Genomic DNA, 22057 nt, shown 5'->3' on the forward strand with positions numbered 1-22057 from the left:
TGGACGGCCTTGATTCCTGCACGGCCTGAACCGTGACGCCGGCCCGGCCGAAACCGTCAGTCCGCGCGGCCGAACACCACCACGCAGTTCTGCCCACCAAATCCGAAGGCGTTCGTCAGCGCGTTGCCGACTCGAACCGACCTGGCCTCATTAGGCACATAGTCCAGATCGCACTCGGGATCCGGCGTGTTGTAGTTGATCGTCGGGGGGATCACGCCCTCCGATATTGCCCGCGCGCAGACCAGCCCGGCCAGGGCCCCGGCCGCGCCGATCAGATGACCCGTCATGGATTTCGGGGCGGAAACGGCCACGGTATCCGCTGCCGCTCCAAGGGCCTGCCGGATGGCGAACGTTTCGGTGCGGTCATTGGCCTTCGTGGACGTTCCGTGCGCGCAGATATAGGCAATGTCCGCCGGCTCCAGCCGAGCATTGCGCAGGCCGCGGCGGATCGCCTCGGCGGCGTATTTGCCGCCGGGCTCCGGCGCCACCGTGTGGAACGCGTCGCTGGTCAGCGCCCCGCCCTTCACCTCGGCATAGGCCCGGACCCCCCGGGCGCGTGCCGTCTCCAACCGTTCCAGCACAAAGACCACGGCTCCCTCGCCAAAGACAAAGCCGTCCCGGTCAGCATCGAAGGGCCGGGAGGCCTCGGTGGGAGCCTCGTTGTGCGTTGACAGGGCCCGCATGGCGCTGAGGCCGCCGAACATCACCGGGGTGATTGAGGCATCCACGCCGCCGGCAATGACATAGTCCGCGTCCCCGGCCAGCAGCGCGCACCGGGCTTCCAGCAGCGCGTAGGCCCCGCTGGCGCAGGCAAGTGCACTGGCATTGACCGGGCCGTGCACGCCTAGGCTGATGGCCACCTCGCAGGCGGCCATATTCGTCAGCGAGGCCGCAACGAAGTTCGGACTGATCCGGCGCAGGCCCTCGTCGGCCTTGGTCCGGACCGCGTCCTCGATCTCGGCAAAGCCGGAGACGGCGGAATTGATGAAGACCGCGGCCTCCAGTTCCGAAAGATCGGCGGGCAGACCCGCATCGGCAACCGCTTCGTGCGCCGCGGTCACGGCCAGCTGCGAGGTCCGGGAGGAGCGTTTGCGCGCCTTAAAGGACATCCGGTCCGGGGGCTCGAAGTTCTTGACCTCAGCGGCAATCCTGGTCGGGAACTCCGAGGCGTCAAAGAGGGTTATCGGTCCGACCCCGCTGACACCGCCGGTCAGCGCGGTCCAGGTCTGCGCCGCGGTATTGCCCACCGGGGTGAGGGCCCCGATGCCGGTGATGACGACGCGGCTCCCCGCGGTCCCGCCGGACGTTATTAAACTCACTCTTCGGCTCCGTCGCGCGCGACCGCAGCCTCCGGCATGTGGCCGGCGGCAGCACCGCCGTCGGGCACCAACAACAGGCCGTCCGCAGCGTCCCGGACAGCAGCTTCGGCGACCTTGTAGTGCATCTTTTTTCCCGTGGCCGTCAGCGGCAGCTCGTCCACAAAGCGGTAGGCGCGAGGCCGTTTGAAATTGGACAGCAGCGGGTGCTCGCGGCAGTGTCGGTCCAGCTCGTCAACGGACACCTCACCTTGCACAATGACATACGCCGCCACGGTCTGTCCCCAGTGCGCGTCGGAAAGGCCGACCACGATGGCGTCGCTCACGCCGGGATGCTCGGCGAGGACCTCTTCGACCTGCACCGGGTGGATGTTCTCCCCGCCGGAGATGATCATGTCGTCCTTGCGGCCCACAATGGTGATGAACCCGTCCTCGTCCCAGCTGGCCAGATCCCCGGGGTACAGCCAGCCGTGGTGGAACTTTTCCTCGTCCTTGTCCGGCAGGTTGAAGTACGAAAAACCGGATTTCGGCGACCGCATGATTATTTCGCCCACCTCTTCTCCGTCCCGGGCGGCGAAGTCGTCGGGATCGGCGGACCGGTCCTCGTAAAGCCGGACGACGGCGACGTCGTCGTCGGTGCAGGCGCGGCCGGCGGTGCCGGCATGGGACGGCAGATCCTCCGGCCGCAGGAAGGTGTTCCAGAACGCCTCCGTGGTGCCGTAGCCGTTGAAAATACGTGTGGTGAGCACCCGCTGATAACGCAGCACGGCCGCCCGGGTCAGAGGTGCTCCCATGGTCACAATGCCGCGCAGCCGGGAGAGGTCCCGTGGTCTGCGCTCCTGCTCATCCGCCAGCATGCCGAGGGTGACGGGTGCTCCGATCAGGAAGGTGATCTCATATTTTTCCACCCAGTCCAGCACCGTCGCCGCGTTGAAGGACCGCAGCGGGACCACCGAGCCGCCCGCGTAAAACACCGGATTGGGGCCGCCCGAGTAGAGGCCGCCGCGGTGGAACCAGGGCGTCATGTTCAGGGTGCGGTCCTGAGGCGTCAGCGGGAAATGCATGATCACGTCGTGCGCGCTCATCACCTCCACCAACGAGGGCAGCGGCACACCCTTGGGCATGCCGGTGGTACCGGAGGTGTACAGCCGGGTAGTCTCCTCGTAAACCGAAAAATCCGCCGGGAGGCTCAGTGTGCGCTCGGGGGCGGTGGCCAGCGCGGCCCCGAACGAGCCGACGACGCCACCGGTCCCCGTGTCGGCGCCGTCGGCCACCCCAACCGCCAACAGCACCGGCGACACACCGGAAATTTCCACGGCCTGCTGCGCTCCTGCCGCTTCCCGCGCCCCGAAGATGAACACTGCCGGTTCGCTGTCCGCGAGAATGTGCGCCGTCTCGCCCGGGGCCAAGCGGAAGTTGATCGGCACGCCGATGGCGCCGAGGCGCTGGGTGGCCAGGTACAGGATGGCGAATTCCGGGCAGTTGGTGAGCTGGTAGACCACCCGGTCCCCGCGCTTCACGCCCAGCTCTGCGAGCGCCGAGGCGGCCCGGGCCACGTCCGCGTCGAGCTCCCGGTAGGTCCAGGAACGGTCCGTCTCCGGGTCGAGCATGGCCGGCTGGCTGCCGTAGCGGCTCACGTTCCGGCGGAAGCCGGCTTCATAGGTAAACGCGTGCTCAAAGTACTCCCGGAATCGACTGGCGTCGTAACTCACATGGCCTCCTCGGTAGCTGACCGCGCAGTGTCATGACGAGAGGTGCCAGGGCGCCTGCATTTGATGGTGATTCTTGCACCGGTTATCGGGCGGCACAACCTTGGCCGCCCCGTTCCTCCAGCGGCAAGATGCACCCGCATGCCGAGTATCTCCGGCACGGCCGCCGGTCAGCCCGCGTGGCGCTCGAAATACTCCGCTACCGATAGCCGTGCGCCTTGCGATTGCTTGTGAGTGCCGGTCTACCACGGAGCGCCTTTTCTACCTCGTCAGGACCGCCAAGGGCGCCCTAAGGGCAGCCGGGCCTTGTGTCGGCGTCGGACGCCTTTCCTTTGCCCGGCGAACGGGCGCGCTTCCGGCGACAGTGCACCGGGAAGTAGGCCGTCTCGCCGAGTCTGTTACAATACCGCGCTATGCGGGACGGACCCGGCTCATCCGCGCCAATCCGGAGAACCGGCTCTACCCACCGATGGCAGAAATCATCACCGATACGTATGGGCCCCGTCCCGTCTTAGAGGACCTGCTGGCCGAGGTGGACGGCATCGAGGCTGCGTACATCTACGGTTCCTGGGCGGCCCGTCGCACCGGAACCCCGGGCCCTCCCCCCGAATGATGTCGATGTCCTGGTCATCGGTTCCCCCTCGCGCAGTGCCCTAGGCGATGTCGCTGCAGAAGCCGGCAACCGGCTCGCCCGCGAGGTAAACATCCACCGCGTAACACGCGAAGCCTGGGACGCAGCCCAGGGCCCGTTTGAACGTACTGTGAAATCACGACCAATGATCAGACTCTCCCTGGGGACATAAAGTGATGGTTAACCGCTGAAACCAGGGCCGGGACGTCGTCGATAATTTGCCGGGCTATTCCTTCGCCACCAGGGTCAGCACGTCATAGGTCGCCACAATCTCGTCGTTCTGGTTGTGCAGGATCGCATCCCAGCGGACCTCGCCGTACTCGTCCGTTTCGCGCGGGGTGATCTGCTTGGCCGTAAGCGTGACGCGGAAGGAATCCCCTGCGGCCACCGGGGTGATGAACCTCAGGTTCTCCAGTCCGTAGTTCGCCAGCACGGGTCCCGGTTCGGGATCCACGAACAGGCCCGCGGCCCAGGACAGCAGCAGGTAGCCGTGTGCCACGATGCCGGGGAAGAACGGGTTGGCCGCGGCCGCTTCCTGATTGGTGTGGGCGTAGAAGGTGTCCCCGGTGGTGTTGGCGAACGCTGTGATGTCCTCGAGGGAGACCTGACGGAGCCTGGAGGCGAAGGCATCACCGATCCGCAGTTCGGAGAGTGACTTGCGGAACGGATGCTCGCCGGCTGCGTCACCTGCTCCGAAGTTCCGGTCAGCACCGGTGTGCCAGACCCCTGTGATGGCGGTCAGCATATTGGGCGATCCCTGCACGGCGGTGCGCTGCATGTGGTGGTAGACCGAGCGGACGCCGCCCAGTTCCTCACCCCCGCCGGCCCGTCCCGGTCCGCCGTGGACCAGATGTGGCACCGGGGAGCCATGCCCGGTGGAACTGCGGGCATCCTCCCTGTTCAGCAGCAGCACCCGGCCGTGGTGGGCCGCGATCCCGGTTACCAACTCCTGCGCCACGGCCGGATCATTGGTGCAGACGGTTGCGACCAGGGAGCCGCCGCCCAGCGCGGCCAGCCGGATGGCCTCGCTGACGTCCCCATTCGCCGATTCATATCCGACCACCGAGGCGACCGGACCAAAGGCCTCCAGTGAGTGCACCTCCGGTGCCTGCGCGTTATCCCAGTCCAGCAGCACCGGGGACATAAAAGCGCCGTCCGCAGATGGACCGACGCTGCCATCCGCGTGGATGACCGCGGGTGCGGCCAGGTTGCCGTAGGCCAGCGTGCCACCGGCAGCGATCATGGTCTCGACGGCGGAGCGGACCTCGGCGAGCTGGTCCAAAGATGTAAGCGCGCCCATCGTGACGCCGTCGGCCCGTGGATCGCCAACGACGACACGCTTTCGGAGCGCGGCGCCGATCGCGTCCACGACGTCCCGGCGCACCGTCTCGGGCACTATCGCGCGCCGGATGCTGGTGCATTTCTGTCCGGCTTTGGACGTCATCTCGGTCACCACGGATGCAATATAAGCCGCGAACTCTGCACTGCCAGGAACGACATCCGGGCCCAGAATGGCGGCGTTCAATGAATCGGTCTCAGAGGTGAAGCGCACCCCGCCGGACACCACATTCGGGTGGCTCTTGAGCGTTTTAGCGGTCCCGGCGGATCCGGTGAAGGCCACCAGGTCGCGGTAATCGAGTTCATCGAGCAGGTTCCGGGCGGAACCGGAGATCAGCTGCAGCGACCCGGCCGGAAGAATCCCGGAGCCGATGATCAGCCGCACCATAGCGGCGGCCACGTACCCGGTGGGAGTGGCGGGTTTGACGATGCTCGGCACGCCCGCAATGAACGCCGGAGCCAGCTTCTCCAGCATGCCCCAGACGGGGAAATTGAAGGCGTTGATCTGCACCGCCACGCCCGGAATGCGCGTGTAGATATGCTCACCGACGAACGAGCCGTCGCGGGACAGCGCCTCGGCGGGCCCGTCGATGACCACCTGGGAGTTGGGCAGTTCGCGCCTGCCCTTGGAACCGAAGGTGAAGAGAACGCCGATGCCGCCGTCGATGTCCACCTTCGAATCGCTCAAGGTGGCGCCGCTGCAGGCGGAGATCGCGTAAAGCTCCTCGCGGCGGCCGCTGAGGTACTGCGCCAGTTCCTTAAGCTTCAGGGCGCGTTGGTGAAAGGTCAGTTTCCCCAGTTCCCGCTGGCCCACGGTCCGGCCATGCGCGACGACGGCGGCCAGGTCCAGCCCGTCCGCGCTCACCGCCGCCATCACTTCGCCGGTGCTGGCGTCACGGATGGGAGTGCGCCGCCCCGCCGTGGCCGCGTCCTCGCCGTCGGGTACATCGGGTGTCCACCATGCATCGCGGACGTAGCTCGGGACTGTTTCCACGGTTTCTGCCGTGAGGCCAAGGGCTGGGGCTGTCATCGTCGACGGTTCCTTTCGAAGCACTTCCGGTTTGGGTCTGCCACCACCCGGAGGAGATATACTGACCGGGCGTTCAGTAATAAGCCCAGACTACATTATTGTCGGTCCAGCCACACGTTCTAGGAGACCCGCCCATGAAAGAGCACACCCCCGAAGCTGACGCCATTGCCTCGGCACCGGCGCGACAGATGGCGTCGGATCCGGCAGTCTCGGTGCCGGCAGTCTCGGATCCGGCAGTTTCGGTGCCGGCAGGGCAGATCGTGCCGTGGCAGATCGTGCTGGGCGAGTTGGATCAAAAGATGGGCGTGGTCATCTCCGAGCAATCCGCCGAACGTGTCGTGGCCACGATGCCGGTGGAGGGAAACCGCCAGTCCTTCGGGTTGCTGCACGGTGGCGCGTCCTTGGCCTTCGGCGAGGCAATTGGCTCCTGGGCCGCCGTCATCCATGCCAGCACCACCGGCCGGACCGCCGTCGGCGTGGACGTTTCGGCCACCCACCATCGTTCTGCCCGCAGCGGACTGGTGACCGGCATCGCCACGGCAATCCATCTTGGCCGCACCACCACCAGCCACGAAGTGATCCTCTACGACGAGCAGGAACGCCGATTGTGCACGCTGCGGATCACCAACCTGATTCTGGACCGGCCGAACCCCGCGGGGTAACAGCGCCGATTACCCGATGATGGGCCTTGCCGGGCGTACGTGGTGGCTGAATGTGGTCAAACTCCAACGGCTGTCCGGCAGTGCTCGGAAAATCAGGACCAGCCGAAATCCGCACACTGGCTGAGCTACCGGATAGGCATGCAGGGGCAAAAATCAGCAGCGGCAGGTCAGTGCACCAAACATTGGACCCCGTGATCCACCAAACGGTTGATGACGAGGAAAATCCGAAGGCTAGACTCGAAAATATGGAAACAGTTCTGAACATATTGCACGTGGTCGCCGCGGTATTCCTGATCGGCCCCATGGCCATTTTGCCGATGACCGCCATGGGAATGCTCCGCCGGGGCCGAAACAGCGACGTCGCCGCGCTGGCTAAATCGACCAATGTATTCAGCCTCCTGTCACTGCTGGTGGTGGTCTTCGGCTTCGGCGTGCTCGGCATGAGCGATCCCAAATACCACCTTTCGATCACCACCGGCTGGGTCCTGATCTCGATCGTCGCGTACGTCGTGGCACTGGCACTGAACCTGTTCATCGTCGTACCAGCCATGCGCAAGGCCGCCGCGGGCGTTGACGTCACTTCCGGCGCCGGGGCCGCTTCGGCCGGCGGGACCGCTTTGGGGGCAGGGGAACCAGCCGGCGCCCGGGCCGGATACCCGCAGATTGCGGCATCGTCGGGACTCGTGACGCTGCTGCTGGTGCTCGTCGTCGTGCTTATGGTCTGGAAGCCCTAAGCTCCCCTACAGCCGCCGAAGGACGAACAACGACGGCGCCCGACTGGTAGTGCCGGACGACGACGGCGCACCGCCCGTTAGCGCTTTCTGGCCAGCCGAAACTCCAGGCCGTTTTTCACCATGGGCCATTCGGAATCAAGGATGGAAAACACGACAGTGTCCCGCAGCGACCCGTCCGCAAGCCGCTGATGATTGCGCAGCACGCCGTCCTGTTTGGCGCCAAGGCGGGAGATGGCTCCCCGCGACTGCTGATTCATCCAGTGCGTGCGGAATTCCACGGCGATGCAGCCCAGGACCTCGAAGGCATGGGTCAGCAGCAGCAGCTTGGACGCCGCGTTGGTGCCCGTCCGCTGCGCACCGGCGGCGTTCCAGGTGGAGCCGATCTCCAGGCGCCTGTTGGCCCGGTCAATGTTCATATACGTGGTCATGCCAATGATCCGGCCATCAGCGGTCCGCCGCGCCGTAAACGGGATCATCTGGCCGCTGGCCTGCAGGTCCAGCCGCCGCTCAATCTCCGCGCGCATGCCCTCCTGCCGCGGCACCGAGGTGTACCAAAGCTTCCATAATTCGCCGTCCTGCGCGGCGGCAACCAGCCCGTCGTGGTGTTCCATGGACAGGGGTTCCAGGGTAACCAGAGGTCCGGTCAGGGTGAGCGGTTGTATCTCCATCATGGGCCCAGTTTAGACGGGCAGACACCGCAGGAAGCTGACCAAGTCCCCTGATCGGGCCACCCCATTTCACGTAGCACAATTTGTGCTACTTTAGCTACATGGGTAAGTCGGTGGGTATCAGGGAATTACGGCAAAACGCGTCAGCCATCCTGGCGGAGGCGCTGCGAACGGGCGAGCCGGTGAGCATCACGTCCCATGGAAAGCTCCAGGCAACGCTGGTTCCCGCGGCTGTGGACCTCCGCTTCGAACAGCGCCTGATCGACAGCGGTGCGCTGAAACCTGGCACGGGCAGGGCCTGGGAGATTCAACCCATCGAAGCACCACCAGGGACCCCCTCCAGCAAGGAAATACTGGACGATCTGTCCGCGGACCGCTTGTGATCTATTTCGACACCTCAGCGCTGGTGAAGTTGATACGTACCGAAGCCGAAACTTCAAGCTTCCAACAGTTCCTGCTGGACAACAGCCATGAAATGCACGCCACCTCTGCGTTAGGCATCGTCGAGATCCACCGTGCCGCCATGCGGATCGGAGCCGCCGCACAAATGCGTGCCTTCGAGGTTGCTGAAGCTTTCGGTACCCTGGCCTTGACACCGTCAATTCTGGCCAGGGCTGCCGCCGCAGAACCAGCAAGCCTGCGGACCCTCGACGCAATTCACCTCTCCACGGCCCTGCTGACCGAAGCTTCGCTGCTGGTGACCTACGACAAACGCATGACGGAATCCGCCCGGCTGTACGGCTTATCCGTTGCCAGCCCCGGAGCCGCCGACGAGCCGCTTCGGTAGCTAGCCTTTCCAGTCAAAGAAGCCGCTGCCGGACTTGCGCCCCAGTTCGCCGCGGGCCACCTTGTCACGCAGGATCTGCGGAGGCGCAAACCGCTCCCCCAGAGTCGAGTGGAGATACTCTGCAATTGAGAGTCTGACGTCGAGCCCGACGATGTCGGTGGTCCGCAGCGGCCCCACCGGATGCTTGTAGCCCAGCACCATGGCCGCATCAATGTCCTCAGGGGAGGCCACCCCCTCTTCCACCATCCGCATGGCTTCCAGCGCAATGGCAACGCCCAGCCGCGAGGAGGCGAAGCCGGGTGCGTCCCGGACGACGACGGGCGTCTTGCCCAGCGCGTCGACCCAGCCGCGGGCCGCAGATTCCAGCTCGGCCGAGGTGTGCTCGGCCAGCACGATTTCCACCAGCAGCGACGCCGGAACCGGATTGAAGAAATGCAGTCCGCAGAAACGCTCGGGACGTTTCAATTGCTCCGCGAGGGCGCCGATGGACAGGGACGACGTATTGGTGGCAAGCCACGCGGCCGGGTCCAGCTTCTCCTCCACAGACGTCAGGGCGGCACTCTTGAGGGCAAAATCCTCCGGCACCGCCTCCACCACGAGGGCACAGCCGGCGAAGGCGGCATAATCGGTAGCGACGCTGAGCCGTGAGGCCAGCGTGGCCAGCGGTTCCGCCGTCGTCCCGCGTGCCACACTTTTGGCCAACACTTCGGTGACACGGTCGTGCGCGGCGGCGGCGGCGTCGTCGTCTCGCTCCACCACCACGACGGCGGCACCGGCCACGGCGAAGGCATGCGCAATGCCGGCCCCCATCCGGCCGCCGCCGAGCACCCCAACACGGTCGGGGAAGGGATCGTCAGGGAACTTGCGGGCCGGGTCGCTCATTTTTTGTTCCTTTTCTTGTCCTTGTTCCTGTCCAGGAAGGCCTGCATCCGTTCGAACTTAGCGGGCGATTCAAAAAGTACGGACTGTGCGTCCATATCCGCCTGCGGATGCATCCCCTCCGGAACATGGAAAAGGGCCTTGGTGAACTGCACGGCCAGCTGATCCTGTGCGGCAATCCGATCCGCCAGTGCATTGGCCGCGTCCATCAGGGCCTCGGGTTCGTGCAGCTCGGTAATCAGGTGCAGAGCCAGCGCCTCCTGGGCGTTGAGCACGCGGCCGGCCAGCAGGACTTCCTTCGCCACCGGCTCGCCTATCAGCTCGCGCAGCCGCCAGCTGGCACCGGCCGCGGCGAGAATACCCAGCCCGGTCTCCGGATTGCCGATCTTCACCGAGGGGGTGCCGATCCTGAAGTCGGCGGCATAGGCCAGTTCCGCGCCGCCGCCCAGGGTGTAGCCGTCCAGGGCTGCGATCACGGGCATTTTCAGGGCCGCAATCCGCATGAACAGCTTGATATTGATGCCCTGCAGCGCATCCGCGCGGCGGCGTTCGCGCAGCTCGGCGATGTCCGCGCCGGAGGCAAACACGGCCGGACCGGAGCCAGCCGCACCAGAGCCAGCATCGCCGGAACCCGTGCCGCCGGAAAGGATCAGGATTTTCGGCGTGGCCTCCAGAAGCGCGCAGACGGCGTGCAACTCGTCCACCATTTCCTGGTTGATCGCATTTCGCGCCTGCGGTCGGTTCAGCTGGACCAGCAGCCGGTCCGGGCTCTCCTCAACCAACAGCGTCCGGTACGCGTCTACGGAAGGCTGCGCCGGCCCGGGGCTATCCGGCATCAGAGCGCCTGCACCATCAGGGCGGTGCCCTGACCGACGCCGACACACATGGTGGCAAGCCCGGTTTCCGCACCTTCGCGTTCCATCCGGCCCAGCAGCGTGATGACGATCCGGGAGCCGGAGGAACCCAGCGGATGGCCCAGCGCGATGGCGCCGCCGTCCCGGTTGACGATCTCCGGGTCCAGGCCAAGCCGGCGAATACAGGCCAGCGACTGCGTGGCGAACGCCTCGTTGAGTTCCACCGCCCCGATAGTCTCCAGCGCGATCCCGGTGCGCGCCAGCAGCTTCCGGGTGGCCGGAACGGGGCCCAGACCCATGATCTCCGGAGCCAACCCCGCGGAAACGCCGTCCAGCACCCGGGCCCGCGGTGTCAGGCCGAAGCGCTTCAGCGCCGCTTCACTGGCCACCATCACCGCGGAGGCGCCGTCGTTGACCGAAGAGGAATTGCCGGCGGTGACGATGCCGTCGGGTTTGACAATGGAGCGCAGCTTGGCCAGCGCATCCGCAGTGGTTTCCCGGCGTGGACCCTCATCCGTATCCACGGGCGCCTTCGCCGTCTGCACCGGGACTATCTCCGCCGCGAAACGGCCGGCGTCAATGGCGGCGAGGGCCTTCTGGTGCGAAGACAACGCGAACGCGTCCGCGTCCCCGCGGCTGATGCCGTCCAGCTCAGCCACCTCCTCGGCCGTCTGCGGCATCGAGTAGGTCGCCTTGTCGCGTGCCGTGAACGCCTGGTTGGCGAAGCGCCACCCGATGGAGGTGTCCGCCAGTTCGCCGGGCTTGGCGAAAGCCTTCTCCGGTTTAGCCATGACCCACGGTGCCCGGCTCATGGATTCCACCCCGCCGGCTATCACCACGTCAGCGGCGCCGGACTTGATCATCTGCGAGGCCATGATGATCGCCGACATGCCGGAGGCACACAGCCGGTTCACGGTGATGCCCGGAATGTCGTCGGGCAGCCCCGCCAGCAGGGTGCTCATCCGTGCGACATTGCGGTTGTCCTCGCCGGCCTGATTGGCGCACCCGAGAATTACTTCGTCGATACCCGCCGGATCCATTCCGGTCCGGGAAACGAGGGAGCTGAGAGTCAGCGCCGCGAGGTCGTCCGGCCGGACGCCGGCGAGGGCTCCACCGTACCGGCCCACGGGTGTGCGCACTCCATCGACCAGGAATGCCTGAGGTCCGTCAAAAGCATGGGTCATCAGAACTTCCTTCACGCAAGGGGCCGGAACGCCGTCGTTCATGGCCGGAAAATTACCGACCGCTCGTTCTATAAATAAATCACGACGGCGGCGTCCCGGTCAACCAGCGCTCCACCGCAGGTGCACCGAAGGTTTAGGTGCAGGAGGTCGGTTAGGTGAACAGGGCGTTTCGGGGCTCGTTCTTTTTCACAAACTGCCAGCCGAGCCACAGCACCACCGCGAAGAACGGAATGGTGGCCAAGGTCCACAACCCGAGCAGGAAGACGTCACCGTCTTTGCTGGTCATCGTGTCAAACCCGATCAGTATAGTGATGGCCAGCAGCGCCAGCAGCCCGATCCAGCTGGTCCAGGGCGCGCCGGGCATCGGCAGACTCGAAATCCGCCCCTTCTTTTTCCGCAGCATGATCTGGCAGGCAAAGATGGACGCCCAAGTGAAGATGACTCCGATGGACGCCGTATTCAGCGCCAAGTCAAATGCGTGCGAGCCGCCCAGCCAGATGTTCAGCAAAATTCCCACCAGATATACACCTGCGATGCTCAGGATGGCAGCGTACGGTACGTGCCGCGAGGACATTTTTGTCAGCCACTGGGGAGCGTGCCCATTATTGGCCATAGTGCGGAAAACCCGGCCGATCGAATACAACCCGGAGTTACAGGAGGAGAGCGCGGCCGTGATCACCACGATGTTCATCACGGAGCCCACCCAGCCGAGACCCATGGTGCTGAAAACGGTCACGAAGGGGCTCTCCCCGGTTTTGTAATGATCCGAGGGCATCAGCATGGCAAGCAGCGTCACCGAACCGACGTAAAAGACAACGATACGAACGACGACGGCTCGGATCGCCTTGGGCACCTCGCGTTCGGGATTCTGCATCTCACCGGCCGTGATACCCACGAGCTCGATGGCGTTGTAGGCAAAAATCACGGCGTTCAGGACCAGGATCATCACCATGGCACCCTTGGGGAACATGCCGCCGTCGTCGTAGAACAGGTTGTTCACCGACGCGTGCGAGTCACCCACCTGGGCGTTGGTGACCACCATCAGGGTGCCGGCGATCAGGAACAACACGATGGCGGCGACCTTCAGGCAGGAGGCCCAGAACTCAAACTCGCCAAAGGCCTTGACGCTGAGCAGGTTGACGGCCACCAGCAGCACCAGAGCGCACAGGGCGCTGAGCTCCACCGGAACGTGCGGGAAGAAGAACTGGAAGTACAGGCCGATCGCAATCAGCTCGGCGATCCCTGTCATGGCCCAGTTAATGAAGTACATCCAGCCGGAAAGGTAGGCACCCTTCTTACCGAAAAGCTCCCCCGCGTACGAGACGAAGGAACCGGACGTCTGCCGGTACATGATCAGTTCACCCAGCGCGCGCATCAGCAGGTAGGCAATGACACCGGCGATGGCGTAGGAGAATATCAGCGCGGGCCCGGTGGAAGCCAGCCGGCCACCGGCACCCATAAACAGCCCGACCCCAATGGCACCGCCCATGGCTATCATGGTCACGTGCCGCCGGGACAGGGTCCGGGCGTACCCCTCCGACGTTATTCCCCCCGGGCCATCGCCTTTGACTGCTGTTAACGGATTTTCTTCGGCTAACTTATTGGACACACAAATTCCTTCAGTTCAGATCACAATGCTTCCGCGGGCCGCACCGGACGAACGTCTCACCAACGGCTGACAACCGCTGGAACAGTGCACGAAGCAGGTAACAGTTTAGCCGAGCGAAGGCCTGCGCTGTGACCGGCGTCCCTTCCGGCGCCGGGCAGCCTGGTCCATCGCCACCGAGGTCCGGTGCTCCACGCGTCGTATTCATTGGTCCTGTCAGTTGCTGTCCATGGCGCTTAACGCCCCTCGTTCCATATGCAGCACCGTGCCGCCGTCGAGCCCCATAAACCAGCGACGCAGCGAGCGGTCGTGGCTGACCATCACCAAGGTGCCTCGGTAGGCGGCAAACACCTCCTCCAGCTCACCCACCAGAACCGGTGCCAGATGGTTGGTCGGTTCGTCGAAGAGGATCACGTCGTAACAGCCCACCAGCAGCCGGGCCAGAGCCAACCGCCTGTACTGGCCCACGGACAGCGAGCCCACCGGGACGTATAAATCCCGGCTCCGGAACAGACCAAGCCGCAGCAGCCGGTCGGCGTGCACATCGATGTCCCCGGCCAGGCCGGCGGCAAATGCGGGCAGCAGCCGGCGCCGGGGGTTCTGCGGAGGTGCCAGCTCCTGCGGCAGGTAGCCGAGGGCGCCGCGCCGCACCACGGTACCGCGTTCGGGCTTCTGGACTCCGGCGAGCACGTCAAGCAATGTGGTCTTCCCGGCACCATTGGGACCGGTGATGAGCAGCTTTTCCCCCGCCTGGGCGGTGAACCGGCTCACATCGAGGCGGCCCGGCACGGCGATGCCAACGGCGGTCAGGACCTCACCCACAGGATCGTGACCGCCGCCGAGGCCCGCCGCCAGCGTTAACGGCTCCGGTGGCCGCGCTACGGCGTTCTCTTCGAGCCGGCGAAGCCGTTCCTGGGCATTGCGGACCTTGCTGGCCGCAGCCTGCTGCCAAGTGCCGGCCTTAAAGTCGAACCCCATTTTGTCCCCGTCGCGGCGCCGGCCGTAACCCATCTTCTGTGCAACCGTGTCGGCCTGCAGCCGCTCGGCGGTCATGGCATCAATCCACTGCTGGTATTCCTGCTCCCAGCGCCGCCGCTCCGCGGCCTTTTCCGCCACGTAGCCCACGTACCCGTTGCCGTAGCGGCGTACCTCGCGCCTGTCGCCGTCCACCTCGATCACCGTGGCGGCAACCCGGGTCAGGAACGTCCGGTCATGGGACACCGCGATCACGGTTCCACGGTGCCCCGCCAGCTGCGCCTCCAGCCATTCGACGGCTTCGGTATCCAAATGGTTGGTGGGTTCGTCCAGGAGCAGAATAGGCGGCGGGTCCGCCAGCAGGCAGGCCAGTGCCAGCCGTTCCTGCTCGCCGCCGGACAATGACTCCAGCAGCCGGTCCCTGCCGATTCCAGCCAGGCCGAGGTGATTCATGGCGGAGTCCACCCGGGCGTCCGCTTGGTATCCGCCGCGCAGCTCGAACTGCCCCAGTAAAGCGCCGTAACTGTCGAGTTCTTCGGTGCAGGCCACCGCCATGGCATTTTCGAGGCCTCGAAGCCGTGCCTCCATCGCCCGAAGCCCGGACAGCGCCTTGTCGATGGCGCCGGCCACCGTGGATCCGGCGACGACGGGTAGGGTCTGCGCCAGGTAGCCGACCTCCGCACCAACGGTGACGTTTCCCCCGTCGGGCTTCTCCAGGCCCGCAATCAGCCGCAGCAGCGTTGATTTACCGGCGCCGTTCTCGCCGACAATTCCGATGTGCGCGCCGTCGTCGATGATCAGGTCAACGTGGGCCAGCAGGAGTTTGTCTCCATAACCGTGCGAGACGTCCCACAGCGTGACGTTACCGGGCTGTTGATCAAAGGGGTGGGTCATCTGAAGTCCTTGCGGTTTCGCCAATGTCTGCCGCTGGAAACCGCTCGCCGCAGGGTGCCTAAAACACTCGCGGGACGGCGCATCACCGGCACGGGCATGAAATCGCGTTACTTCTTCATGTTTCAAGCGTGCGGCACAGGGTCACTGCGCGTCAAGATCGGGACGCCATCGACGCGCACGCGCAGGCAGATTGGTGGGCAGAGACCCTGGGCTGGACTGTGGAGCCCTCGGACGAAGCCTTCATCCGCTCGATGATCGACCAGGGACACGCATGCGAAGAGGACACCATGATCCACACGGCGCCCTGGTCCGGCGGGCCGGCGCGGCGGTCTGCCCGGCGGGGGGAACTGGGGCTCACCGGCGGGCGCCGCATTTTGTTCCAGCCCGGCCGGAGGATAAAACCGGCAAAAAACAGGGTGCACTGGGACATCAATCTGGCCGGGGCGGATAAGGATGAGGTCCGCCCCGGGGCTTGAGGCCCGCGGGGCCGTACACCTTTGGACGGCCAGTCAGGGTCCCTATGCCTGGCACACCATGGCCGATCCGGAGGGCAACGAGTTCTGCATCTCGTGATCATTGCCTCGCCGGTTGCACCCGCCGCACGCGCTGCGGCCCGAGTCTCAGGGCGCCGGCCGTGGAAAAGACCGGGGTGCGGGAGAATCCGGCCTAAACTCGATCCGTGAGTACAGTAGATCCCGCCCTGGAATTGCCCGCAAAAGTCTCCGACATTTTCGACCCGCAGCAATGGCGCCTGGTCGCCGGCTTTGAAGGCCTAGCGGATGTGACCTACCACCGACAGGTGAAACGGGCGGCCGGCCCGGACGCAAGTGCCGGCGCGCCCGCGCGTGACTTACCCACCGTCCGGATCGCGTTCAACCGTCCGGAGGTGCGCAATGCCTTCCGGCCTTCAACCGTGGACGATCTCTACCGTGCGCTCGACCACGCGCGGATGACCCCCGACGTGGCCACGGTGCTGCTGACCGGCAACGGCCCCTCCCCCAAGGACGGCGGCCATTCATTTTGTTCCGGCGGCGATCAGCGCATCCGGGGCCGGGACGGCTACCGCTATGCGGAGGGCCAGACCCAGGAAACCATCGACCCCGCCCGGGCCGGCAGGCTCCATATTCTGGAGGTCCAGCGGTTGATGCGCACCATGCCCAAGGTGATCATCGCCGTCGTCAACGGCTGGGCGGCCGGCGGCGGCCACTCGCTGCACGTGGTGGCGGATCTGTCCATCGCCTCCCGCGAGCACGGCAAATTCAAGCAGACGGATGCGACCGTGGGCAGCTTCGACGCCGGTTACGGCTCGGCGCTGCTCGCCCGGCAGATCGGCCAGAAAGCCGCCCGGGAGATCTTTTTCCTGGCCCGCGAATATTCCGCAGAAGATATGTACAGGATGGGCGCGGTCAACGAGGTTGTTGAGCACGAGCGGCTGGAGCAGGTGGCGCTGGAATATGCCGCGGACATCGCCCGGCAGTCGCCGCAGGCCCTCCGGATGCTGAAGTTTGCCTTCAATCTGGCCGACGACGGGCTGGCCGGGCAGCAGGTCTTCGCCGGCGAGGCGACCCGGTTGGCCTATATGACCGATGAGGCCGTGGAAGGCAAGGAAGCCTTCCTGGCGAAGCGCGAGCCGGACTGGTCACGTTTTCCCTACTACTTCTAAGGCACTGCAGCATGGATATCGATCCCGTTCTCAGCGCGCTGGCGGCGGCCCTCTCCGGCGAAGGACCTGCCGTGCAGCTGCAGCCCGCTGCCTTTCCCCAGTGGCTTCCGATCATTAATCTCCTGCCGGACGCACGGTCCGCCTTCGGCGACGACGACGGGATCGCCGTCGTGGTTTCCACCTCCGGCTCCACTGGCCGGCCCAAGCGTACGATGCTCGGCGTGCATGCACTGGCCGCGTCCTCGATGGGAACGGCCGTTGCGCTGGGAGGGGAGGGTCAGTGGCTGCTGGCCCTCCCGGTCCACTACGTCGCCGGGATCCAGGTGCTGGTCCGCTCGCTCTTCGCCGGCACCCGGCCCTGGGTCATGGATCTCTCCGGCGGGTTCAGCGCCGAGGCCTTCACCGCGGCGGCGCAGGAAATGACGGACCGTAACCGCTACACCTCGCTGGTCCCGACCCAGCTGCACCGGCTGCTGACTGACCCGGCGCCGGAAACGCTGACGGTCCTACGCCGTTTCGATGCGATCCTGCTCGGCGGCTCCCCCGTCACGGCGGACCTGCTGCAGTCCTCGCGCGACGCCGGCATCAAAGTGGTCACGACGTACGGCATGAGTGAAACCTGCGGTGGCTGCGTGTACGACGGCGCCCCGCTGGAGGGCGTGCAGGTGGCCGTCCGGGACGGTCGGATCTGGCTGGGCGGCGACGTCGTTGCCTCCGGCTACCTGGACGCTCCCGGGCTGACCGGGCAGAGTTTCCACACGGGGAGGCCGGGCAGCGGGCCGGGGGGCGAGCCGGGGGGCGGGCCGGGGGCAGAGGCGCCGCCTGCCGCGGGCGATGCGCCGGCCCTTCGGTGGTACCGCACCGACGACGAGGGTGAATTGACCGCGGACGGAAGGCTCCTGGTGCGCGGGCGCGTCGACGACGTCATCATCACCGGCGGCATCAAGGTATCCGCGCATTTGGTGGCGGAGCGGCTCCGCCTCCTGCCCGGCGTCCGGGACGTCCTTGTTGCCGGCCTCCCCGATCACGACTGGGGGCAGCGTGTCGGCGCCGCCGTCGTCGGGACCTGTACCGTGGAGGAACTGCAGGCCGGCGCCGCCGCCGTGCTGGAACCCTACGCTGTGCCGAAAACCGTACTGTTGATCGCCGAGCTGCCGATGCTGGCCACCGGAAAACCCGACCGGCAGGAGCTGATCACACGGCTTGCAGCGGGTGGAACCGGCCACGGTTCGACGGCCCCGCGGCTTCCGCCACAATAGGCCCGGACGAAAGATGCGGCGCATCAATAGCGTCCCAAGGGACACCGGGAGCAACACCGGGCCGGTCATCCGGCCGGGCAACTGCACCGGAACAACACCAAATATTTCACCGAGAATGAGGAGTACCATCGTGGCCACTGCCGGTCAATGGATCGAAGGGGCCCGGCTGCGCACGTTGCCGATGGCCATTGCGCCGGTGATTATCGGCACGGCCGCCGCCTACGATCTGGGCGCCTTGCGCCCGGTGAACGCGGTGCTGGCGGCGTGCGTGGCGCTGCTGCTGCAGATCGGCGTGAACTTTGCCAACGATTATTCCGACGGCATCCGCGGGACGGACGATGTCCGGGTGGGGCCGCTGCGGCTGGTTGGTTCGGGGGCCGCGACGCCGGCCCAGGTAAAAGCGGCAGCCTTTGCTGCCTTCGGGCTGGCCATGCTGGCCGGGCTGGCGCTAGTCATCCTGTCGCAGACCTGGTGGCTGCTGCTGATCGGCGCGGGCTGCGTGCTGGCCGCGTGGGGCTACACCGGCGGGAAGAATCCCTACGGCTATCTGGGACTGGGAGACGTCTTCGTGTTTGTCTTCTTCGGCCTCGTCGCGACTCTGGGCACCACGTACACGCAGGCCGGCGCCCTCAGTCCTGCCGCCGTCGTCGGAGCCGTCGGAACCGGGCTGATCGCCGTCGCGCTACTGATGGCCAACAACGTCCGGGACATCCCCACCGACGCCCAGGTCGGTAAACGGACCCTGGCCGTGCGTCTTGGGGACCGTAACGCCCGGTGGAGCTACGTGCTGATGCTGGCCGTGGCGCTGCTGCTGGGCCTGGTCATCGTTCCGCAGAAACCCTGGATCCTGCTGGTGCTGCTGCTGATTCCCGCCTGCCTGATGCCCAGCTGGCTGATGCTCAAGGGAAAGAAACGCAAGAGCCTGATCCCGGTACTCAAACAAACCGGACTAATCAATCTGGGCTACAGCATTCTGTTCGCCGCCGGTCTGGTGCTGTCCAAGGGCTGGTAACGCCCGGACTGCTCAGTGCCCCAGAAACTCGCGCGGGATCTCCCCGGGTGTACCTGGCGCCGGGCTGCTCTTCGCCGCGATGGGACCGGCCCCTTCGTTCCTGGTCGGACCCCCGGCGCCGGTCTTCCTTGTCGGCCCCTCGGCCCCGACGTTCCTGCGGTCGTCAGACTCAATCGTGACATCGGGGTGGGCATCGACCAGGGCATCCTCGGCATTGGCATCCATCAGCTCCGTGGCGCTGCGGATCGGTTTGGCGTTGCCGGAAAAACGGGTGCGCAATTGCTCCGCGGCGGCCTCGCGCTGCCGACGGAACAAGAGGTAGCTGATGCAGAACGCGATCAGCACCGCGAATATCCCGGCCAAGATCGGGGCCATGCCCAGCAGCAGGAACAACACGAACAGCGGCACAAAAACGCCCGCACGAATCAGGAAGTACTTGAAAAAAGCCACACTCCGAGTTTAGACGCTCAAGCTGGACATTTCGCCGGGAGCCTTAGGACGCCGCCAGACGTTAGAATGAATCATGGTCCGGCTACTTTTGGTCATTCTTCCTCTGGCCTTCCTCATCTATGGGCTGATCGACTGTATCCGAAGCGATTCCGCCGATGTGCGCAGCCTTCCCAAAGCCGCCTGGGTGCTGGTGATTGTGCTGCTGCCGCTCATCGGGGTGGCAATGTGGCTTATCTTTGGACGCCCCAGCTACACCCCGCAGCCCAGCGCCTACCCCAGACAGTCCATGGCCCCGGACGACGACCCGGATTTTCTGCGTAACCTCGAGACGGCCCGCCGGCACAGGGCCGAGGCAGAGCGCCTGCGCAAGCTCAAAGAGGAACTGGAAGCCCGCCAGGCAAAGCTGCCGGACAAAAAACCGGGCGACGACGACGCCGCGCAGGACGGCACGAACCGTCAGGACAAGCCGGGCTCGACGTCCTAGACGAAACAGCGAGAGCGTTCACCTCCCCTTGAATACCTGCGAGCAATTGCGGCCCACGGCCTACTCCCATCATCACCGTCAAGTGATCATTGCGCGGCAATTCAGGCCCGCACCCGTTCCCAGGAAGCTATAGGGCCTTGAGTCACGCGGAAGAGCGGATGCGCCTCCGGGGCGACCTCGTCGGCCCAGCGCCTCGCTACTTGCGGACTTCGCGTGCCAAGCTTCGTCAACAGGTGCAACCATTCGTAGGCCAACTGGCCTGATGTGACGGGAATCAGCACATCCAACTCCGGCCGTGCGCTGATTTTTCCGGTGTTAAAGCGGTAGCCGCGCGCATCCGCTTCCTCTGCAATGGCGCTGAGATAGATCCCGATCGCCCCGATCGGGTCGGACTGAGCCATGAATCGTTCAAGTTGCGGATGGTTACGGTAACCGCGGCCTGGGTTCGCGAGCACTGATTGCGCCAGCAACGCCTCCCGCCAGCACGCGGTGAGCGCTTGGCGGTCGAAATACCGCGGGTGAAGGGACCAGAGCCGCATATTGTTTCAGCCGTCCCATTCAGCCACGGAGGGCCGCAAGGTGCCCGGAGTCGCCGCCGGTTGGCGTGCCGAGAGGCCGTTCATTAGGCACTGCCACCGGGAGCGTCGACGGCGGCGCTCAACAGATCCAGGAAGCGGATGACAGCTTGCTGCTGATCAGCCGGCAGACCAGCAGCAACCACGAACATCCGCTCGTGCATGGAACCCAGAGATTTGTGTACTTCGTGGTGTGCCTTCGTTGTGGCATACAGCAGTTGCGCCCGACGGTCGAGCGGGTTAGGTTCCCGCCGGACGTGCCCGGTCCGGGCCATTCGCCCCAGCAGCTTCGCAGTCGCTGCCGACGAAATTCCAAGTTTGCGGGTCAAATCCGTCGGGCCGATCGCGTGTCCGCTGGGTTCGGCCGCGATCAGGTGCCGAAGGGCACTTAGGTCGGTTTCATTCATGTCCATGTCGGCCTTGAGTCGCCGCCGCATGCCAGCGTCGGCAGCATGGAAGCGGCGCAAGGCCTGGAGCACCTCCACAGCCGAGCCGGCCGAGGCACCGGCGCCGGCGTACCAGTAACTGTTCGGCGCCTTGCTGTTCTCTTCGGCGGTCATGGGTCAATATTATCGCCTAAAAGCTAGCTAGGTTAGATAAATTCAGGTTAGGCTCGAGGGCAAGGTGAGGGCCATAACTTGGGTCAGAAGGCAGAACTGCATACTTGGACCCGTTTTTTGGTCGGAGCCCGATTGATGATCAACCTCGCCATCTCCACTTAATCACGGAAGAAGAACATCATGGCCGGAAATCTTATCGCCCGATCCGTGCACGACCTGACTGCAGCGGCCTGGTTTGGAGGTTCCCTCATGGGAGCCATCGGCCTCAACGGGGCAGCCGCGGAAGCAAAAGATCCAACCGAGCGCACACATCTGTCCAGCTTGGGGTGGAAGAAGTGGGCCCCTCTACAGACAGCGGCATTTGCCGCCCATATTGTTGCCGGTCTCGCTGTGACTTGGGAAAACAAGGACCGCTTTGCCAAGCAGCACGGCGTTACCCGCCTTTCCGTTTATAAAACTGTAGTCACCCTGACCGGTGCGGCAGTAACCTTGTACGCCGGACTGGTGGGGAAGAAGGTTGACGAGCTTGCCGCTGAAGGCGCTGAAGGCGCCACGGAGCCCAAAGCCAGCGCGTCAAGTGAGCTGAAATCTGCTCAGAAGCAGTTGAAGATTCTGCAGTGGGCCATTCCGGTTTTCGCTGGTGGGGTCATTGTTCTAGGTGCGAAGCACGGTGAAATGCAGCGGCCGAAGAACGTGATTAAAGGCCTTGCGCGTTAGCCGAGTCCGGGCAACCGATGATCCTAAGTTGTCACAATGTTGCTTAGGTGGCTGTCCGTCGCCGGCCATC

The 22057-nt window shown here is 65.1% G+C and carries 22 protein-coding genes and 1 pseudogene; 11 read left to right on the forward strand and 12 right to left on the reverse strand.

Annotated features, from left to right (window positions below; genetic code table 11):
* Window positions 1-56: 56 nt before the first annotated feature.
* Together QMG52_RS03060 and QMG52_RS03065 are read right to left on the reverse strand one after the other, a co-directional pair.
* Window positions 57-1319, reverse strand: a complete 1263-nt coding sequence (locus QMG52_RS03060; protein ID WP_283558964.1) for a beta-ketoacyl-[acyl-carrier-protein] synthase family protein — start codon at window positions 1317-1319, stop codon at window positions 57-59.
* Entirely contained in the window at window positions 1316-3028 is a 1713-nt protein-coding gene (locus tag QMG52_RS03065) for a class I adenylate-forming enzyme family protein (protein WP_283558965.1), read from the reverse strand. The genes QMG52_RS03060 and QMG52_RS03065 overlap by 4 nt, the downstream gene beginning before the upstream one ends.
* A gap of 466 nt (window positions 3029-3494) precedes the next feature.
* Between QMG52_RS03065 and QMG52_RS03070 the strand changes: the two genes are divergently transcribed.
* On the forward strand, window positions 3495-3638 hold the full coding sequence (locus tag QMG52_RS03070; RefSeq protein WP_283558966.1) for a hypothetical protein: 144 nt from the start codon (window positions 3495-3497) through the stop codon (window positions 3636-3638).
* 244 nt (window positions 3639-3882) lie between these two features.
* Here the strand turns inward: QMG52_RS03070 and paaZ are convergent, their stop codons facing one another.
* On the reverse strand, window positions 3883-6024 hold the full coding sequence (paaZ, locus tag QMG52_RS03075; protein WP_283558967.1) for a phenylacetic acid degradation bifunctional protein PaaZ: 2142 nt from the start codon (window positions 6022-6024) through the stop codon (window positions 3883-3885).
* Between the two features lie 299 nt (window positions 6025-6323).
* Here paaZ and QMG52_RS03080 point away from each other — a divergent pair, with 299 nt between their 5' ends.
* Window positions 6324-6686: a hotdog fold thioesterase gene (locus tag QMG52_RS03080; RefSeq protein ID WP_283559071.1), complete on the forward strand. Its 363-nt coding sequence runs from the start codon at window positions 6324-6326 to the stop codon at window positions 6684-6686.
* Window positions 6687-6931: 245 nt separating this feature from the next.
* Window positions 6932-7420: a DUF2269 family protein gene (locus QMG52_RS03085; protein WP_283558968.1), complete on the forward strand. Its 489-nt coding sequence runs from the start codon at window positions 6932-6934 to the stop codon at window positions 7418-7420.
* Window positions 7421-7497: 77 nt separating this feature from the next.
* On the opposite strand, the gene QMG52_RS03090 is transcribed toward QMG52_RS03085, so the two are convergent.
* Window positions 7498-8091 (reverse strand): GNAT family N-acetyltransferase, encoded by a 594-nt coding sequence (locus tag QMG52_RS03090; protein ID WP_283558969.1) that lies wholly within the window; start codon window positions 8089-8091, stop codon window positions 7498-7500.
* Between the two features lie 110 nt (window positions 8092-8201).
* Between QMG52_RS03090 and QMG52_RS03095 the strand changes: the two genes are divergently transcribed.
* Together QMG52_RS03095 and QMG52_RS03100 are read left to right on the forward strand one after the other, a co-directional pair.
* Window positions 8202-8471: a type II toxin-antitoxin system Phd/YefM family antitoxin gene (locus QMG52_RS03095; protein WP_283558970.1), complete on the forward strand. Its 270-nt coding sequence runs from the start codon at window positions 8202-8204 to the stop codon at window positions 8469-8471.
* Window positions 8468-8875 (forward strand): type II toxin-antitoxin system VapC family toxin, encoded by a 408-nt coding sequence (locus QMG52_RS03100; protein WP_283558971.1) that lies wholly within the window; start codon window positions 8468-8470, stop codon window positions 8873-8875. The genes QMG52_RS03095 and QMG52_RS03100 overlap by 4 nt, the downstream gene beginning before the upstream one ends.
* Here QMG52_RS03100 and QMG52_RS03105 read toward each other — a convergent pair whose 3' ends face one another.
* From QMG52_RS03105 to QMG52_RS03125, 5 genes are all read right to left on the reverse strand, one after another.
* Complete coding sequence (locus QMG52_RS03105) at window positions 8876-9757, reverse strand: 3-hydroxyacyl-CoA dehydrogenase family protein (protein WP_283558972.1); 882 nt, start codon at window positions 9755-9757, stop codon at window positions 8876-8878.
* Window positions 9754-10590, reverse strand: a complete 837-nt coding sequence (locus QMG52_RS03110) for an enoyl-CoA hydratase/isomerase family protein (RefSeq protein ID WP_283558973.1) — start codon at window positions 10588-10590, stop codon at window positions 9754-9756. Before QMG52_RS03110 ends, QMG52_RS03105 begins: the two co-directional genes overlap by 4 nt.
* The gene (locus tag QMG52_RS03115) at window positions 10590-11792 is read right to left on the reverse strand and encodes an acetyl-CoA C-acyltransferase (RefSeq protein WP_283558974.1); all 1203 of its coding nucleotides are present in this window, start codon (window positions 11790-11792) and stop codon (window positions 10590-10592) included. The genes QMG52_RS03110 and QMG52_RS03115 overlap by 1 nt, the downstream gene beginning before the upstream one ends.
* Window positions 11793-11943: 151 nt before the next feature.
* Window positions 11944-13338 (reverse strand): amino acid permease, encoded by a 1395-nt coding sequence (locus QMG52_RS03120; protein ID WP_283559072.1) that lies wholly within the window; start codon window positions 13336-13338, stop codon window positions 11944-11946.
* Between the two features lie 276 nt (window positions 13339-13614).
* Entirely contained in the window at window positions 13615-15267 is a 1653-nt protein-coding gene (locus tag QMG52_RS03125; RefSeq protein WP_283558975.1) for an ABC-F family ATP-binding cassette domain-containing protein, read from the reverse strand.
* A 128-nt stretch (window positions 15268-15395) separates the two neighbouring features.
* Here QMG52_RS03125 and QMG52_RS03130 point away from each other — a divergent pair.
* From QMG52_RS03130 to QMG52_RS03145, 4 genes and pseudogenes are all read left to right on the forward strand, one after another.
* Window positions 15396-15840, forward strand: a pseudogene (locus QMG52_RS03130) (VOC family protein).
* Between the two features lie 106 nt (window positions 15841-15946).
* Entirely contained in the window at window positions 15947-16930 is a 984-nt protein-coding gene (locus QMG52_RS03135) for a 1,4-dihydroxy-2-naphthoyl-CoA synthase (RefSeq protein WP_283558976.1), read from the forward strand.
* Between the two features lie 11 nt (window positions 16931-16941).
* Window positions 16942-18189 carry an AMP-binding protein gene (locus QMG52_RS03140; protein WP_283558977.1) on the forward strand — a complete coding sequence of 416 codons (1248 nt, stop codon included), beginning with the start codon at window positions 16942-16944 and terminating at the stop codon, window positions 18187-18189.
* Window positions 18190-18319: 130 nt separating this feature from the next.
* Entirely contained in the window at window positions 18320-19201 is an 882-nt protein-coding gene (locus QMG52_RS03145) for a 1,4-dihydroxy-2-naphthoate polyprenyltransferase (protein ID WP_283558978.1), read from the forward strand.
* Between the two features lie 12 nt (window positions 19202-19213).
* Here QMG52_RS03145 and QMG52_RS03150 read toward each other — a convergent pair whose 3' ends face one another.
* Window positions 19214-19651: a DUF4229 domain-containing protein gene (locus tag QMG52_RS03150; protein ID WP_349361645.1), complete on the reverse strand. Its 438-nt coding sequence runs from the start codon at window positions 19649-19651 to the stop codon at window positions 19214-19216.
* 73 nt (window positions 19652-19724) lie between these two features.
* Between QMG52_RS03150 and QMG52_RS03155 the strand changes: the two genes are divergently transcribed.
* Window positions 19725-20135, forward strand: coding sequence for a PLD nuclease N-terminal domain-containing protein (locus tag QMG52_RS03155; RefSeq protein WP_283558979.1), 411 nt, complete (start codon window positions 19725-19727; stop codon window positions 20133-20135).
* 101 nt (window positions 20136-20236) lie between these two features.
* Here QMG52_RS03155 and QMG52_RS03160 read toward each other — a convergent pair whose 3' ends face one another.
* Window positions 20237-20674: a pyrimidine dimer DNA glycosylase/endonuclease V gene (locus tag QMG52_RS03160; protein ID WP_283558980.1), complete on the reverse strand. Its 438-nt coding sequence runs from the start codon at window positions 20672-20674 to the stop codon at window positions 20237-20239.
* 83 nt (window positions 20675-20757) lie between these two features.
* Window positions 20758-21270: a MarR family winged helix-turn-helix transcriptional regulator gene (locus QMG52_RS03165; RefSeq protein WP_283558981.1), complete on the reverse strand. Its 513-nt coding sequence runs from the start codon at window positions 21268-21270 to the stop codon at window positions 20758-20760.
* Between the two features lie 180 nt (window positions 21271-21450).
* On the opposite strand from QMG52_RS03165, the gene QMG52_RS03170 reads away from it, so the two are divergent.
* Window positions 21451-21987, forward strand: coding sequence for a hypothetical protein (locus QMG52_RS03170; protein WP_283558982.1), 537 nt, complete (start codon window positions 21451-21453; stop codon window positions 21985-21987).
* Window positions 21988-22057: the final 70 nt, after the last annotated feature.

The organism is Paenarthrobacter sp. PH39-S1 (assembly GCF_030063245.1).
In the GTDB taxonomy this organism is placed as follows: domain Bacteria; phylum Actinomycetota; class Actinomycetes; order Actinomycetales; family Micrococcaceae; genus Arthrobacter_M.

Coding starts and splice junctions, on each gene's coding strand:
- QMG52_RS03080 (WP_283559071.1), top strand. CDS start 6,324: ATGGGCGTGGTCATCTCCGAGCAATCCGCCGAACGTGTCGTGGCCACG.
- QMG52_RS03090 (WP_283558969.1), bottom strand. CDS start 8,091: ATGATGGAGATACAACCGCTCACCCTGACCGGACCTCTGGTTACCCTG.
- QMG52_RS03170 (WP_283558982.1), top strand. CDS start 21,451: ATGGCCGGAAATCTTATCGCCCGATCCGTGCACGACCTGACTGCAGCG.
- QMG52_RS03155 (WP_283558979.1), top strand. CDS start 19,725: ATGGTCCGGCTACTTTTGGTCATTCTTCCTCTGGCCTTCCTCATCTAT.
- QMG52_RS03125 (WP_283558975.1), bottom strand. CDS start 15,267: ATGACCCACCCCTTTGATCAACAGCCCGGTAACGTCACGCTGTGGGAC.
- QMG52_RS03160 (WP_283558980.1), bottom strand. CDS start 20,674: ATGCGGCTCTGGTCCCTTCACCCGCGGTATTTCGACCGCCAAGCGCTC.
- QMG52_RS03085 (WP_283558968.1), top strand. CDS start 6,932: ATGGAAACAGTTCTGAACATATTGCACGTGGTCGCCGCGGTATTCCTG.
- paaZ (WP_283558967.1), bottom strand. CDS start 6,024: ATGACAGCCCCAGCCCTTGGCCTCACGGCAGAAACCGTGGAAACAGTC.
- QMG52_RS03105 (WP_283558972.1), bottom strand. CDS start 9,757: ATGAGCGACCCGGCCCGCAAGTTCCCTGACGATCCCTTCCCCGACCGT.
- QMG52_RS03110 (WP_283558973.1), bottom strand. CDS start 10,590: ATGCCGGATAGCCCCGGGCCGGCGCAGCCTTCCGTAGACGCGTACCGG.
- QMG52_RS03070 (WP_283558966.1), top strand. CDS start 3,495: ATGGCAGAAATCATCACCGATACGTATGGGCCCCGTCCCGTCTTAGAG.
- QMG52_RS03115 (WP_283558974.1), bottom strand. CDS start 11,792: ATGACCCATGCTTTTGACGGACCTCAGGCATTCCTGGTCGATGGAGTG.
- QMG52_RS03165 (WP_283558981.1), bottom strand. CDS start 21,270: ATGACCGCCGAAGAGAACAGCAAGGCGCCGAACAGTTACTGGTACGCC.
- QMG52_RS03140 (WP_283558977.1), top strand. CDS start 16,942: ATGGATATCGATCCCGTTCTCAGCGCGCTGGCGGCGGCCCTCTCCGGC.